The sequence below is a fragment of the Curtobacterium sp. MCBA15_008 genome (assembly GCF_001865065.1).
In the GTDB taxonomy this organism is placed as follows: Bacteria; Actinomycetota; Actinomycetes; order Actinomycetales; family Microbacteriaceae; genus Curtobacterium.
In genome coordinates this window covers 176918-192073 of the sequence record NZ_MJGN01000045.1, presented here as the reverse complement: position 1 = coordinate 192073, position 15156 = coordinate 176918, and the positions used below count along the sequence as shown (strand labels likewise).

The 15156-nt window shown below is 74.8% G+C and carries 12 protein-coding genes; 5 read left to right on the top strand and 7 right to left on the bottom strand.

What is annotated here, in order from left to right:
* Positions 1 to 52 precede the first annotated feature (52 nt).
* The gene (locus BIU96_RS15420) at positions 53 to 1195 is read left to right on the top strand and encodes an acyl-CoA dehydrogenase family protein (protein WP_071293492.1); all 1143 of its coding nucleotides are present in this window, start codon (positions 53 to 55) and stop codon (positions 1193 to 1195) included.
* 92 nt (positions 1196 to 1287) lie between these two features.
* Here the strand turns inward: BIU96_RS15420 and BIU96_RS15415 are convergent, their stop codons facing one another.
* Entirely contained in the window at positions 1288 to 1917 is a 630-nt protein-coding gene (locus BIU96_RS15415) for a TetR/AcrR family transcriptional regulator (protein WP_071293491.1), read from the bottom strand.
* 95 nt (positions 1918 to 2012) lie between these two features.
* Between BIU96_RS15415 and BIU96_RS15410 the strand changes: the two genes are divergently transcribed.
* The gene (locus BIU96_RS15410) at positions 2013 to 2759 is read left to right on the top strand and encodes an SDR family NAD(P)-dependent oxidoreductase (protein ID WP_071293490.1); all 747 of its coding nucleotides are present in this window, start codon (positions 2013 to 2015) and stop codon (positions 2757 to 2759) included.
* Positions 2760 to 2860: 101 nt separating this feature from the next.
* Positions 2861 to 4045 (top strand): MFS transporter, encoded by a 1185-nt coding sequence (locus tag BIU96_RS15405; RefSeq protein WP_071293489.1) that lies wholly within the window; start codon positions 2861 to 2863, stop codon positions 4043 to 4045.
* Between the two features lie 101 nt (positions 4046 to 4146).
* On the opposite strand, the gene BIU96_RS15400 is transcribed toward BIU96_RS15405, so the two are convergent.
* Together BIU96_RS15400 and BIU96_RS15395 are read right to left on the bottom strand one after the other, a co-directional pair.
* Positions 4147 to 4839 (bottom strand): response regulator transcription factor, encoded by a 693-nt coding sequence (locus BIU96_RS15400; RefSeq protein ID WP_071293488.1) that lies wholly within the window; start codon positions 4837 to 4839, stop codon positions 4147 to 4149.
* Positions 4836 to 6068: a sensor histidine kinase gene (locus BIU96_RS15395; protein ID WP_175477579.1), complete on the bottom strand. Its 1233-nt coding sequence runs from the start codon at positions 6066 to 6068 to the stop codon at positions 4836 to 4838. The genes BIU96_RS15400 and BIU96_RS15395 overlap by 4 nt, the downstream gene beginning before the upstream one ends.
* Before the next feature lie 132 nt (positions 6069 to 6200).
* Between BIU96_RS15395 and BIU96_RS15390 the strand changes: the two genes are divergently transcribed.
* Positions 6201 to 7448 carry a glycosyltransferase 87 family protein gene (locus BIU96_RS15390; protein WP_071293486.1) on the top strand — a complete coding sequence of 416 codons (1248 nt, stop codon included), beginning with the start codon at positions 6201 to 6203 and terminating at the stop codon, positions 7446 to 7448.
* Between the two features lie 143 nt (positions 7449 to 7591).
* Positions 7592 to 8335 (top strand): SDR family NAD(P)-dependent oxidoreductase, encoded by a 744-nt coding sequence (locus BIU96_RS15385; protein WP_083402976.1) that lies wholly within the window; start codon positions 7592 to 7594, stop codon positions 8333 to 8335.
* A gap of 24 nt (positions 8336 to 8359) precedes the next feature.
* Here the strand turns inward: BIU96_RS15385 and BIU96_RS15380 are convergent, their stop codons facing one another.
* Genes BIU96_RS15380 through BIU96_RS15365 form a run of 4 tightly spaced genes read right to left on the bottom strand, consistent with a single transcriptional unit; the run spans position 8360 to position 14979 of the window.
* Positions 8360 to 9064: an ABC transporter ATP-binding protein gene (locus tag BIU96_RS15380; RefSeq protein ID WP_071293484.1), complete on the bottom strand. Its 705-nt coding sequence runs from the start codon at positions 9062 to 9064 to the stop codon at positions 8360 to 8362.
* The gene (locus tag BIU96_RS15375; protein WP_083402975.1) at positions 9057 to 10025 is read right to left on the bottom strand and encodes an ABC transporter ATP-binding protein; all 969 of its coding nucleotides are present in this window, start codon (positions 10023 to 10025) and stop codon (positions 9057 to 9059) included. Before BIU96_RS15375 ends, BIU96_RS15380 begins: the two co-directional genes overlap by 8 nt.
* A complete protein-coding gene (locus BIU96_RS15370) occupies positions 10022 to 12223 on the bottom strand; it encodes an FtsX-like permease family protein (RefSeq protein WP_071293483.1) in 2202 nt (733 codons plus the stop codon). Before BIU96_RS15370 ends, BIU96_RS15375 begins: the two co-directional genes overlap by 4 nt.
* Positions 12220 to 14979 carry an FtsX-like permease family protein gene (locus tag BIU96_RS15365; protein WP_071293482.1) on the bottom strand — a complete coding sequence of 920 codons (2760 nt, stop codon included), beginning with the start codon at positions 14977 to 14979 and terminating at the stop codon, positions 12220 to 12222. The genes BIU96_RS15370 and BIU96_RS15365 overlap by 4 nt, the downstream gene beginning before the upstream one ends.
* Positions 14980 to 15156: the final 177 nt, after the last annotated feature.

Here is a 15156-nt window from a genome sequence, read left to right as displayed (position 1 = left end):
CCCGGGTGGAACCACGGACGACCAGACGCCGCGGCGTTCCTACAGTCACGACATGCGCACGCACACCCCCCTGCCCGTCGACGAACTCCCCGACACCGACCGGCTGCTCGACCGGCTGCGGGACGCCGCCCCGGCCATCGACGAGGACGCCTCCGTCCCCGCGGACCTCCTGAACGAGCTGCGGACGAGCGGACTGTTCGAGTTGCTCACGACCCCGCCCGACGGCTCGCCCCGGGTTCCGCTCCCCGCCGTGTTCCGCACCTACGAGCGCATCGCCCGCGCCGACGCCTCGATCGCGTGGCGCGTGTGGAACGGCAACTTCGGCTTCCTCCACGACCTCCTCGGACCGGCCGGGCGGGACGCACTCCGCAGCGGCGTGCGGGACGGGTCCCCCCGGTTCGCCAACGCCGGACAGCCGGGTCGAGCGCGGAGGACTCCCACGGGGTGGCTCGTCGACGGGCGGTGGCCGCTCGTGTCGGGTGCCGACACGGCCGACTGGTTCGTCTTCGGGGCGCTGGCCGAGGACGGCGATGCGCCGGGAACGGTCCTGCGGACGCCGCTGCGCGCCGACCAGGTCAGGATCGAGGGTGACTGGGACGGCGCCGGTCTCCGCGGAGCGGGCAACCGGGTCGTCGTCGCCGACGGTGCGGCCGTGCCCGACCACCTCGTCACCGTCATGCGTCCCGCACCGGGTTCCGCCGAGCCCGACGGGTTCACGCCCCTGCTGCTCGTGGCGCCGGGCGTCTCGGCAGTGACCCTGGGGATCGCGCGTGGCGCGCTCGACCTCGCCACCGAACGCTTGCGGGAGGATCCCCGGCGGGGCGCCGACCCCGTGCACCGGATGGGCCTCGCGCGCGCCGACGCCTCACTCCGGGCTGCGCTCGGCGGGCTGCTCGACGCGGCGGCCGTGGTCGAGCGTCGGCGGACCGCCGGCGAAGCGGTCCCGTCCCGGGAGCGGGCCCGGACGATGGCGAGCATGTTCCACGCGGCCGAGGTCGCCTCGGACGCGCTCCAGGCCGCGGCCGCGTTGGGCGGCTCGGCGTCCCTCCGTCGGGGCTCCGCGCTCGAGCGGGTGCTGCGCGACGGCGCCACCGCACTCCGGCACGGCAACCAGTCGGCCACGGGCTACCCGGCAGCGGGTGCCCTCCTCATCGCGGACGACGGGCCGAACCCGTGCCGTGGAACCGGGGGGTGACGGACGGGAGGCGCGGTGCGGGCCCGCCCCGCGCCTCCCGTCCGTCAGCGGTGCCGTCTGTCAGCGGTGCTGTCCGTCGGCGGTGCCGACGGTCAGGTCCAGTCGCCGTCGTCGGTGCCCAGGTGCTCGCGTCCGACGGACGTGATCGGGACCGTCGCGAGGCTGGTGAGGCCGATCTGGAGCAGCGTCGCGCGCGAGACGCCGACGCGGCCGAGCGTGGACATGCCCTCGATGACCGCGCAGAAGTAGGTCCCCAGGGCCTCGGCGTCGGCGTCGGCCTCGATCTCGCCGGCGGCCTGCGCGTCGACGATGCACGCGACGTAGTCGGCCCGGATGGCGTCGAACGCGCTCGCGACGGCCGCGGCGACCTCGACCTCGCGGCTGGAGAGCTCGACCGCCGCCCGCAGGAACAGGGAGGGCGGCGCCTGGCCGGCGCCGTGCTCGACCGCGGCGGAGACGAGCACGGTGCGGATGCGGACGATCGGGTGCTCGGCACTCTGCAGGCTCGTCTTGACGGCGTCCACCGCCTCGGCGGTGTCGCTGAGGAAGGCCCGCATGAAGAGTTCCTTCTTGCCGCCGAAGGCGTTGTAGAGGCTCTGGCGTGCGAGGCCCGTCGCTTCGAGCAGGTCGTCGAGGGACGTGCCGGCGAAGCCCGTCTCGGCGAAGGTGCGCCGCGCGCGGTCGATGACCTCTGCCTCGTCGAACATGCGTGGTCGTGGCATTCGCGATCCTCCTCGAACCGGTTATTGACTGAAGCGTCCATTATGCCCTATCGTTCTGGACTAAGCAGTCAACAACTAGGAAACGGAAGCACATCATGGTCGGAACACTGAACGGCAAGACCGCACTCGTGTCGGGCGGCACCTCCGGGATCGGCCTGGCGGTCGTCCGTCGGTTCGTCGCCGAGGGAGCCCACGTCTTCGTCACCGGACGACGCCAGCAGGCGCTCGACGCCCTCCGCGAGGAGTTCGGCGACCACGTCACGCCGGTGCAGGCCGACGCCACCGAGCCCGCGGGCATCGAGACGGTCTTCCGGGCCGTCGCAGCGCGCGGTGCCGGTCTGGACGCGGTGCACGTCAACGCGGGCATCGGGGAGTTCAAGCCGCTCGCCGAGGTCACGGCAGAGGACATCGACGAGACCTTCGGCACGAACGTCCGCGCCACCACCCTGACGGTGCAGGGCGCGCTGCCGTTCCTCGGGAAGGGCTCGGCGATCGTCGTGACGGGCTCGTCGTCGGCGTCCGGCACCGAACCGGCGTTCGGCCTCTACGGCGCCTCGAAGGCCGCCGTCGCCACCCTCACCCGGACCTGGGCGGCCGAACTCGCGCCGCGGGGCATCCGGATCAACACCGTCGTGCCCGGCCCCACCGAGACCCCGGGACTCAAGGGCCTCGCCCCGAACGACCCGGACGCGCTCCTGGCCGCGATCGCCAGCAAGCTCCCCTTCGGCCGCGTCCTGCTCCCCGAGGAGGTCGCCGCAGCCGTGCTGTTCCTGGTCTCGGACGAGAGCTCGGGCATGACCGGCAGCGAACTCGCCGTCGACGGCGGCAGCACGATCGTCTGATCCACCCGGCCCCGCCCCACGACGGGACACCGCCGCGACCGCACCCGCGGTCGCGGCCACCACCCGGACGCCCCACGTCCGGCAGGAAGAGGAGGAAGAACATGTCACGCACACACCGCAACGGGTGGTTCGGGGTCGCCTCGGTCGCCGTCGGGTCCTTCGGGACCGTCCTGTCCGAGTTCCTGCCGATCGGGCTGCTGCCGTCGATCTCGGCCGACCTGGGCGTCCGGATCAGCACCGCCGGGCTCATGGTCGTCGTCACCGGTCTCGCAGCCGCGGTCGCCGCACCCGTCGTCACGGTCGCCACGTCCCGCCTCGACCGTCGCGTGGTCCTGATCGGTCTCAGCGCCGTCCTGGTCCTCGCCGACGTCGTCGCCGCGATCGCCGGGGTCTTCCCGGTCCTGCTCGTCGCCCGGGTCCTGCTCGGCGTCGCGCTCGGCGGGTTCTGGGCAATCGGCGCGGGGATCGCTCCCCGCCTCGTCGCCGCGAAGGACACCATCCGAGCCACGTCCCTGATCACCGCCGGGATCTCGATCGCCACCGTCGTCAGCCTCCCCCTCGGTGCGCTCGTCGCCGCCTTCTCGACCTGGCGGCTCGCGTTCGTCATCGGCGCCGCGCTCGGTGTCGTCGCGCTCGTCCTGCAGCTCGTCGCCCTGCCCGCGATCCCCTCGCAGCAGCGCATCCGCGCCACGGCGCTCACGAGCCTGTTCGGTGTGCCGCGGGCCCGTGTCGGACTCGTCGTCGCCGCGTTCCTGTTCGCCGCGCAGTTCGCCGCGTACACCTACATCAGCCCGTTCCTGCAGGACGTTGCGAAGCTCAGCCCCGACGTCGTGTCGGTCGCCCTGCTCGTGTTCGGCGTCAGCGGCATCGTCGGCAACTTCGTGGCCAGCGCGACCCTCGACCGCTCGGTGCTCGGCACACTCGTCGCCGGCGGGCTCGCACTCGCCGCCGCCGTCGCGATCCTCCCCCTCGTCGCGCACCTGTCCCTCGCGGTGTTCGCACTGCTCGTCGTCTGGGGACTGGTCTGGGGCGGGCTGCCGCTCGGCCTGCAGACCTGGATGGCGGGCGCGACGCCCGAGGGCGCTGAGGCCGGACTCGCGATGTTCGTCACGACCATCCAGGTCGCCCTCGCCGTCGGTTCCACGCTGGGCGGCGTCGCGGTATCGGTCTCGGGGCTCGCCGCCGACTTCGGGTTCGCCGCCGTCGTCGCGCTGCTCGGTTCCGCCGTCCTGGTCCTGCTCGGCGTGCGCTCGACCCGCAGCCGGCTGGCCGTCGCACACCAGTAGCCCCAGCACCCCGCCGCCGGCCGCACCGGACGACGGGCACCACGCATTGACGCCGACCCGGACCCCGGGCCGGCGTCGGCACGTGCGGGTGCTGCCCGTGGTCAGGACGCGCGGATCGGCGGGGAGTCCCCGCCGGCCGTCCGGTCGCCAGTGAGCCGGTACTGGTGCGCGTAGATCACGAGCTGGACGCGGTCGCGGAGGCCGAGCTTGGTCAGGACACTGCTGACCTGCGTCTTGATCGTCGACTCGCTGACGAACTCGATCCGGGCGATCTCGACGTTCGTCCGGCCCGCCGCGACGTGGTCGAACACGATCCGTTCGCGGGGTGCGAGCGAGCGGAACGCCGCCGGCGCCGGGGGCGCGTGGGTCCCCGACTCGAGTCGCAGGAGCGCGGCGAGGTCATCCGGGCTGACCACGGCGTTCCCGGCGACGACGGTCCTGATCGCCGTCAGCAGGGCGTCCGGGGTCGCGTCCTTGAGCAGGAAGCCGGCGGCGCCGAGCCGGACCGCCTCCGCGGTGGCATCGTCCACCGCGAACGTCGTCAGGACGATGATCTTCGTCGCGATCTCGGGGCCGTCGTCGCCGAGCAGACGCCGCACCACCTCGACACCGTCCAGCCGTGGCATCCGCACGTCGAGGAGGGCGACGTTCGGCACGGTCTCCCGGATGAGGTCGACCCCCGCCTCGCCGTCCGCGGCCTCGCCCACGACCTCGATGTCGGCCTGCTTGTCCAGCATGAAGCGGAGCCCGGCGCGGAACAGTTCCTGGTCGTCGACCAGTGCGACGCGGATCACGTGGCCGCGCCGTCCGGAGCGGCCGCGCCGGGGTCCGCCGAACCCTCGACCGACAGCCGGACACGGGCGACGAAGCGCTCGTCGTCGGTGATCGTCTCGAAGGCGCCGTCGACCTCGCGCGCGCGGTGCGCCATGTTCCCGAGCCCCCGTCCCGACCCCGGTTCGGCGTCCGGTGACGTCCGGTTCTCGATCTCGAGCACCACGACGTCCGGCCACCAGGTCTCCCGTACCGACACGACCGCGGCTGCGTCGCCGTGCCGCAGCAGGTTCGCGACCATCTCCTGCACGATCCGTCGGGCCACCGCGCCCTCGCGTGCGGCCAGCCGCCCGCGATGCCCACGGACGGCGTGCTCGACCGTGAGCCCGGTCTCGCGGAGGCGTTCGACCACCTCGGCGAGGCCGATCGCGTCCGTCGCGCTCGGCTCGGCGTCGATCCCGGCCAACACGTCGCGGACCTCGTGCAGCGAGGACCGCGCGGCCGCGGCGATGTTCCCGGTGATGCGGTGCAGCTCGTCCGGGTCGTCCGTGAACGCCGCGGAGTCCGCCTGCGCCACGATCACGGCCAACGAGTGCCCGACGACGTCGTGCACGTTCCGGGCCATGTCCGCGCGGAGCCGGTCGGTGCGTGCGGACTCCGTCGCGTCGACCGCCCGTCGTTGCGCCCGCTGCCGCAGCGCCGTCTCCGCCACGGCGGACCGGCGCAGGCGCACCGCCAGCCCGACCGACCACGCGACGAACAGCACGGCAGCGGGCCCGACCAGCGCCGGCCACCGGGTGTCGGGGTCGTTCGCGATCCCCGCCACCAGGCGGCCGCCGGCGAACGAGAAGTCGTACGCCGCGTAGGCGCCGCCGACGACGGCCCCGACGGCACTCGCGATCCGCAGGAGCGGACCCCCGTACAGCGCGAGGCTGTACACGACGACGACGTACGTCAGGACCAGCGGCGTGAGCCCGTCGCCCGGGAAGGGCTGGAGGACCACCAGGAGGAGCGTCGCGGCGGCGGTCAGGGCCGGACGGCGGCGCACCGCCACCGCGACGAACCCCAGGAGGAGCGCGACCGGCGAGGGGACGCCGAACAGGAAGGGACGCACCACGAACGGAGCGAACGAGGCGCCGACGATGGCCAGCCCGAGCAGGACGTCCGCCGGTGGCAGCTGCCGGAGGAACGACTCGACCGCCCGCAGGGTGGGGACCGCGCGCTCGGTCACACCGCCCTCGTTCCGTTCCACCAGCGAACCGTATCCCGCTCCGGACGCACCGGACATCGCCCGATCGGGGGAAGACCGGTTCGCTCGGTCTCCGGATGAGGGTCACCGTCGGGGCCGATCCGGTGACGGGGTCCCCGGCCGTAGCGTTCCGGGATGCCGACCGACACCGTCCTGACGTCCACGCCCCGCCCGACCCGATCGGCCACCAGCCGTCGACCCGTGGTCGCCCTCGTCGTGGCAGCCGCGACCGTCGTCCTGGTCTTCGCCCTGCTCCCGTTCCTGCCGCACATGCTGCCGGTGGACTTCCTGGTCTACCGCGACGTCGTCCCGGTGCTGCTGCGCGGCGGGGACGTGTACGCCGGCAACCTCCGCGCCCCGGAGCTCGGCCCGGTCGGCATGCCGTTCACCTACACGCCCTTCGCCGCGCTCCTGTTCACGCCGACGGGCCTCCTACCGTGGTACGCGGCCTTCGTCGGCTGGACCGTCCTCAGCGTCGCTATCCTCCTCGTCACGGTCCTCTGGTCCGCAGGGTGCCGGAGCGCCGCCGACGTCGGGTACCGGCACCTCGGGCTCTTCCTGCTGGCCTGCAGCACGACGGTCGCGGTGCAGCACCTCGTCTACGGCCAGGTCAACCTCCTGCTGATGGCGCTCGTCCTCGCGGACCTGGTGCTGCCGGACCGCATCCGGGGCCACCGGCGCCCGACGGGCCTCCTCGTCGGCATCGCCGCGGGCGTGAAGCTGACGCCGGCCCTGTTCATCGTGTACTTCGCGGTCACCGGGCAGTGGCGCCGACTCGGCTGGTCGAGCGCGGCGTCCGTCGCGACCGTGGCGATCGGGTTCGTGGTCGCACCCACGGCGAGCCTCCACTTCTGGACCTCGACCGTGTTCCACCTGTCCGACCGGGTCGACCTCACGGGGAGCGCCTCCGCCTCCTCCGGCAACAACTCGGTCGCCGGCGCGATCGCCGGGCTCGCCCCGGACTGGGCCGGCCTGACGACGCCGCTCGTCGTGGTCGTCGGGATCGCCGGACTCGCGGTCGCCGCGATGGTGCACCGGCGTGGCCGTCCCGTCGCCGCGGTGCTCGTCATCGGGCTCCTCGCGCCGATGCTCTCGCCGATCAGCTGGATCCACCACTGGGTGTACCTGTTCCCCGCCGCGCTCGTCGCCCTCAGCGCCGTCGAGGACCGTCGGACCCGCACCGCGATCGCCGTCGGGCTGCTCCTGCTGGTCGTCCCGGGGCCGAGCTTCGCCGACTTCATCCAGAGCGACGCGCCCTGGGCCGCCGCGGTCGCACCGGTCTGGCGGGAGTCGCTCCTGCTCTGCGGTGCCGGCCTGATCGCGGTCCTGGCGACCACGTCGCCCCGCCGGACGGCACCGGACCGGCCGCTCGTGACGAGCTGATCCCGCGGTCAGCGCGTCGGCCCCCGCCCGGCCGGGTCGGTCGGGTCGGTCAGGTCGGTCGGGGTCGGGGTCGGGGTCGGGGTCGGGGTCGGGTCAGTGGTTCCGCGGTGGTGGAGCGGCGGGTGCCGTGCACACCATCGACCATGACCCCACCGACACGCCTGCCCCGGTCCTCCTCCCCCGTGCCGATCGCGGGCGCCTCCGTGTTCGTCACCGGCGCCGACGGCGGACTCGGCGCGGAGTTCGTGGCCCAGGCGCTCGACCGGGGCGCCGCGGTCGTCCACGCGGCGACGCTCGAGCCCCACCGGTGGTCGGACCCCCGGGTCCGTCCCCTGGTCGTCGACATCCGGGACGGCGCGTCGGTCGAGGCAGCCGCCACGGCCGCTGCGGACTCGAGGATCGTGGTGAACAACGCCGGCACGGGCTCCGCGGCGTCGCTCGTCACCGGTGACCTGGACCAGCTCCGGGACGTCGTGGAGACGAACCTGTGGGGGTCCCTGCGCGTGGCCCGCGCGTTCGCGCCCCTGCTCGAGGCGAACGGCGGCGGCACGATCCTCAACGTCCTGTCCGGGGCAGCGTGGGACCACTGGTTGCGGTCCTACAGCGTCTCGAAGGCGGCGCTCTGGGCGGCGACGAACGGCATGCGCCTGGAGCTCGCCCCGCGCGGCATCCGGGTCGTCGGGCTCGTGCTCTCGTTCACCGACACGGCGATGCGCCGGACCTTCTTCCCCGGGATGCCGGACGTGAACCGGCCCGCCGACGTCGTCCGGACCGCGTACGACCGGTACGAGGCCGGCGCGCTCGAGATCCTTGCCGACGCGCACTCGGCAGCGCTCAAGGCCGCGCTCGCCGAGCCCCTCGTCGAGGCCGCGCCCGACCCGGAGTGACCCGGTCGTCCGGACGTCCGGTCGTCAGTCCTCGTCGCCGACCGCACGGACCCGACCGTCGCGCAGCTCGACGACGTGGTCCGCCATGGCGATGACGAGCGGGTCGTGGGTCGCGACGACCGTCGCGACCCCGCGCTCGCGGGTGAGGGCGACCACGAGGTCCATCACCTGCGCGCCGGTCTCGCTGTCGAGCTGCCCGGTCGGCTCGTCCGCGATGAGCACGCTCCGCGGGGACACGAGTGCCCGGGCGATCGCGACCCGCTGCTGCTGACCGCCGGAGAGCTGCCCGGGGCGCTGGTTCTCGTGCCCGTCGAGCCCGACCGAGGCGAGCGCCTGGGCGACGCGGGCCACTCGCTCGCCAGCGTCACGTCGGGCGATGCGGAGCGGGAGCTCCACGTTCTCGGCGGCCGTCAGGGTCGGCAGCAGCCCGAACTCCTGGTGCACGAACCCGACCACGTCGCGGTGCAGCTCGACCAGCTCCCCCTCGGTGGCGGCGGCGACGTCGAGGTCCCCGATGCGCACGGCACCCGCGGTCGGACGGTCGAGCCCGCCGAGCAGTCGCAGGAGCGTGGACTTGCCCGCCCCGGAGCGACCGCGGACGACGAGGAGCTCACCCGGCCGGACGGCCAGGGAGACGTCCTCGCAACCCACCACCCGCGCCTCGCCGGCACCGTAGTGGCGGGTGAGCCCCTCAGCGGTGAGGATCGCGTCGACCACGGCCTCAGACATCGTCGTGCTCCGTTCGGTCGTCCGCCGCCGACCGCGGCGCGTCGTGGGCGGTGGTGTGTGCGTCGTCGCCGCGGTACACGCCGACGTGGTCCGGCCGCATCGCCAGGCGGACGCGGTCCCGCAGGCCGAGCCGGTCGACGTAGTCCTGCGGGAGCTGCAGCCGACCGGCACGGTCGACCAGGGCGAACTCCTGGGCGTCCCCGTCCGGTGCGGACCCGGTCGTCGTGGACCGGAGCGTCTCGGTGGAGGTCCGCCCGTCGCGGATGCGCACGGTCCGCTCGACGTGCTCGGAGACGGCGGCGTCGTGCGTGACGATGAGGGTCGTCGTCCCGGTCTCGCGGTTCACGGTGCGGAGCGTCTCGAGCAGCTGGGCGCTCGTGGACTCGTCCAGCTCACCGGTCGGCTCGTCCGCGAGGAGCACCGACGGGCTGTTCGCGAGCCCGACGGCGACCGCCGCGCGCTGCCGCTGACCACCGGAGACGTCGGCGGGTCGACGCTCGAGGACGTCGCCGAGGTCGAGCAGCTCGACGAGGGTGTCCAGGCGGCCCGCACGGTCGCGCGTCCCACCGATCTGCATCGCGAGGAGCACGTTGTCGGCGATCGTCAGGTACGGCACCAGGTTCCGTTCGGTCTGCTGCCAGACGAAGCCGACGACCCGCCGGTGGTAGTGCAGCCGGGTCTTCCGCGTCATCGTCGTGAGGTCCACGCCGGCGACCAGGGCGGAGCCGGCCGTCGGGCGGTCGAGACCGGAGAGGATCCCCAGGAGGGTCGACTTCCCCGAGCCGGACGCCCCTACCAGCGCGACGAGCTCACCGCTCGCCACGTCGAGCTCGAGGCCCTGGAGCGCCTGCACCTCGACGTCGTCGGAGACGTAGATGCGGACGAGCTCCCGGCAGTGGATCGCTCGGTCCGGTCCCACGGCGGGCAGTCCGCTGCTGGCGGTCGGCGTCGTGTCGGTCATGCTGCACTCCTGTCGTCGACGAGGGCCGGCCGTCGCCGGTCGGAGAGGACCGCGGCGACCGTCGCCACCGAGGCTGCGAGTCCGAAGCCCAGGGCGGTGGCCACGACCGGCAGCGGAGCCGGCCACACCGTTCCGGAGCCGGGGACGACGGCCGGCACGACGACGATCGCGGACAGCAGACCCGCCACCGTCCCACCGAGCACCCCGGCCACGCAGCGTGGGATCAGCTCCCACACGGTGACCGCGGTGCGGTCCCGTCCGGACAGTCCGAAGGTCCTGAGGAGCCCACTCCGACGACGCCGCTCCGGCGCCGCGGCGACCACCGTGATCACGACGGCGACCGCGGTGAGCACGGCGGCGAGGGCGAGGCCGCCGACCACCACGGTCGGCGCACCGCCGACCAGGACGCTCCGGTCCAACCCCGTCGTCGCCCCCGTGGTGCTGGCGGTCGCCGCCCCGACCGCGCGGAGCAGGGCCGCGGCGACCACGCCGGTCCCGGTCGCGAGGACCACCGCTCCGAGCACCCAGGCCGGGGCGCTCCCGCCACGGGCGTCCTCGGCGGTGCCGACGAACGCTGCGGCGCTGCGGTCCCGCACCAGGCGCGCGGTCCAGCGGACGAGCGTCGGGCGGAGTCGGAGGAGGACCACCACCAGGACCGCGGCGACGAGCAGCGGCGCGGCGACCACGAGCGGGTCGCCGACGATCGACTGCGGTCCGGCGCCGCTCGGTGCCCGGCGGAGCACGGCGACGGCTGCGGCGACGGCCCCGGTCACGACCAGCGCCTCGAGCACCCACCGGAACGGTGCCGCCCGTGGTCCGCGGACCTCGACGACCTCGGCGACGGCGACGACCGCAGCGACCGCCGGCGGCAGGACGATCCCGGCCAGACCCGCTGCGAGGCCTGCGGCCCACGGCACGTGCGGCAGGACGGCCACGGCGACGAGCCACCCCACCACCGCGGCCGGGACGGTGGCGACCGCGGTCTCGACGACGGTCCGCAGCACCGTCGCCCCGCCACCGGTCCCGCGCGCCCGGAGGAGGGCACGGTCCGGCCGACGGCGGGCGACGACGACGGACGTCGCGAGGACGACCACGACGAGTGCGACGCCGAGCGGTCCGGTCGCCGACACCGCGAGCAGTTCCCCGGACGCCGCGGCGCGCTGCTCGGCGATGGCGAAGAGCCGGGGCAGGAACGAGCTGAAGCGGAGGACGCGCAGGTCCCCCGCCGGGGTGGTCACCGTCGGCGGGTTCGCGAGCAGCCGGTCGAGGCCCGCGCTGATGGCCGGCTGGCTCGCCGTTGAGATCGATGCGGTGTCGAGGTGGTACCAGGTCGCCACGTCGGTGCCGCCGAGCTGCGGACCGATCTGCGGCCAGGTGCTCGGATCGACGAACACGATCCCGTGCCGGGTCGGCGTCTGGTACCGGTCGTAGGTCACGGACGTCCGACTCCGACCGGGATCGAGCGCCCAGAAGTCCGAGTCGGTCGTCCGTGGCGACACGAGCCCGACCAACCGAGCGGTGATCGTCCCGCCCTCCTGCGCGAGCTGCTGCTCCTCGCCGACCCGCCACTGCATCTCGCGTGCGGTGCGGGTGGTGACCACCACCTCGAGCACGGAGCCTGCGCCGACGCTCGAGGCGGGGGCCGGCCAGTGCCCTCGGACGAGGCGGGAGTCGGCGCGCAGGCCCGGGTAGGCGTCGATGCGGTACCCGGTCGCGACGGACAGACCGCCGCGCAGACCGCTCGCGGCGAACTCGGTGACGGCGCCCGCGGCCGGCGGGCCGGCGTGCAGCCCGACCGCGCGACCCGAGACGTGCCCGTCGTCGAGGAGCGCGCGGAGTGCCGGCGCCGTGTGCGCACGCGCGGTTCGGAGTCGGTCCGGCAGCGCGTTCCAGATCCGCGGGAAGAAGTCGCCCGGCGACGACACCGTGTCGTCGACGGCGAGGGACACGCCGGCGGCCGGGTCGCGGAAGGACGGCGACGCGCTCGCGACGGTCCGGTTCAGGTCGGCGTCCAGGAGGGACGTCACCAGTCTCGGGGTCCCGACCGCTGCCAGGGTGGTCACCGCGACGAGCACCGCGAGCGCCAGCAGCGCCGCCGCCTGGTCGGCGAGCGACCGCCGGACGAGACGTCCGGGCCAGGGTGCGCTGCGCCCGGGACGCGCCGTGTGCCGGGCGCGACCGGTGTCGTGGACGCTCATCGTGCCTCCCGTCCGGTGCGGCCGGCCGCTCGACGGACCGCGACTGCGTGCGCGGCGGTGACGACCACCACGGCGACGACGACCAGCGCGACGACGACTCCGACGTCCCACCACGCCGGGGCGAGCGGGACGCCGAGCCCGACGGGCGCGCGCGGCGCGCTCGCCCGGACCGCGGCGACGCCGACCAGGCCGGCGGCCGCGACACCGGCGACGAGGCCGGCGACGAGGCCGAAGGTGCCGGTCAGCGCCGGACCGATCGCGCGGAGACGCGACTGCTGCGACGCCGAGGCCCCGACGATCCGGAGTCCCAGCGCTTCGGCACGACGGCTCCGAGCGACGGACACGGCCGTCGCGGCGAGGATGAGCACGGCGCAGAAGAGTGCGGCAGCGGTACCGGCCAGCAGGGCGAGGACCACCGAGCGGGCGAAGGGTGCCTCGAGTGCCGTGGAGGGGACCGTGAGGGTCGCATCCGGGGCGGCGTCGGCGACCAGGGAACGGGCGGCCGCGTCGGCGGCCCAGATCTCTCGGATGCGGGGAGGGCGCTGGGACGCGGCGAGGACGGCCTGGTCCAGCGTGGGGAGGTCGGCCAGGTACGCCGCTCCGCCGTCGGTGCCGGGGACCGTCGGAGCAGTGCCGACGACCCGCGCGCGGAAGCTCGCCCAGTCGCCGGCCACCGAGACGCTGTCGCCGACGGCCGCGCCGCTCGACGCGCTGGCCAGCACGGGGACCACGCGCCCCGTCACGGGCATCAGCCGGATCGCGGAGCTGCTCCCGGACTGGGCCGCGAGCTGGAGCGATGCGGCGTGGACACCGATCGGACCGGACGCCGCGCCGCTCCCCGCGGACGCACCGGCGCGGAGGCCGGAGGCGTCGTAGGCGTCCGGCGCGGCCGTCCAGGACCGGCTCGGCAGCGCGACGGCGACGTCGTCGACGGCGAGGGACCCGACGGCGAGGCTGACGCCGGTCACGTCGGCGTCGCCGCGGAAGCGGAGGTCGAGCGCCGCGAGTCGCCAGGGGCCGCCGCTCGGCAGGGTGGCGCGCAGTGCCTGCGCCGTCGGACGGCCGCCGGTCGGCAGCGCTCCCGCCGCCGTCGTCACGGGTGCCACGTCGCCGACCCCGTCGACGACCCAGGCGACGGCCTGCACCTGGACGTCCGCGCCGACGACGGGCGTCGGCGCGACCGAGCTGCGGATCCCGATCTCCAGCGTGCTGGCCGCGCGGCTCCGGCCGGTTCCGAGCTCCACGCCGGGCAGGCTCTGGCGCAGCCCGCGGACCGTCTCCGGGACGTCGAGGGTCCGTGGCGAGACCGGGAGCATCGCGGGCACCGCGGAGGCGTCGACGCCGACGACCTGCACCGATCCCTCGGCCTGCGCGGCGTCACCCGTGGTGCCCGTCACGCGGAGCACCGGCCGGACTCCGCGGTCCTGGGCACGCTGGTCGCGGACGCCGACGGGCAGGAGGTCGGACACCCCGTTCAGCGGGATCGGGCCACCGACGTCCGCCCGGAGCGCGGCACCGTGCTCGATCCGGGTGCTGTCGTGCAGGAAGCCACGGGTGGAGGCGTCGACGGTGGCGCTGAGGACCCCGGACGCGACGGCGAGCACCAGCAGCGCCGCGGGCACGAACAGCCGCCGGCCGTCGCGCGCGGCGAGCCGCAGGCCCACCGGGCGCACGAAGCCGGTGCGACGCTCCGCCAGGCGAGCGAGCAGCGCCAGGGTCGGCGGGAGCAGGAGCGCCCCGGTCACGGCGAGCGCCGTCAGCAGCGCGGCGGGGGCGACGACGGCGAGCGCGTCCCCGGCTGCGGCGGCGCCCGGGCTGCCGTACCGCCAGACGGCGACGCCGGCGAAGAGGTCGAGCAGCGCGACGAGGGCGCCGATCCGGGCTGCACCGACGCGGGACGCCCGATCGGCGGGACGAGCGTCGGCGGACCGCGCACGTCGGCCGGCCGCCAGTGTCGTCGCGGCGACCGTCAGCACGGTCACCGACGCGGCCGCGACGACGACGTCGACGCTGGTCGCCGCACCGGCGATGCCCCAGCGGTCAGCAGCCCAGAGTGTGCCGGCCGTGCTGCCCACCGCGGCACCGATCGCACCGGTGACGAGTCCCTCCAGCCCCGCGAGGCCGACGATGCGGGCGTCCGAGGCACCGCGTGCCCGGAGCAGCCGGTCCTCGGTGACCCGGGCCCCTGCGAGCAACCGGCCCGTCAGGAAGAGCGCGACCGCGCCGGCGATCACGACGATCGACAGCGGGACGGGCGCGGCGGCACGGACGGCGGACGCCGCGGAGGCGAGCACCGCCGCATCGGCACGCACGGTGGCGGCGTGCCGGGTCGTGGTGCCGCCGTCGACCGCGAACCGCTCGGCGGCCGCGGACGGGAGCCTCGTCAACCCGGACTGCAGACCGCTCAGGTCCTCGGCGGTGATCCGGTCCGCATCGGCGCTGACACGCCACTCGGACGTGTCGCCGCGGACCTCGGTCCGGACGTGCACCGGCACCGCACCGAAGGTCCGCGTCACCAGGCCCCGGAAGGCGCGGCCCTGGCTCGTCGGGTCTCCCGACGCCTCGATCTCGAGGGTGCGTGAGGCCACGGGGATCCCGTGGAGCGCGCTCCGCAGGTCCGTGGTCGGGGCCTGGAGGACGAGGACGAGGGTCACTCCGACGACGGCGGCGAGGACCGCGGCGACGAGGGTGACGACGAGCAGCAGTCCTGCCCGGGCGCGGGACCGGAGGAGCCACGGGCGGATCGCGACGAACATGCTGCCCCTTCCTGGTTCGGCGAGCGGCAGGTGGGGCCGTTCGTCCGCGCGACGATCGCTCGGGTCTTCGGTGGTCGGGACAACGTTAGGGGTTCGAGGGAGCCGCGCGTCGTCCTCGGCGCAATCTCCGTGTTTCCACTGGCAACACCGACCGTGCCGGGCTCCGAACCCCCGAAC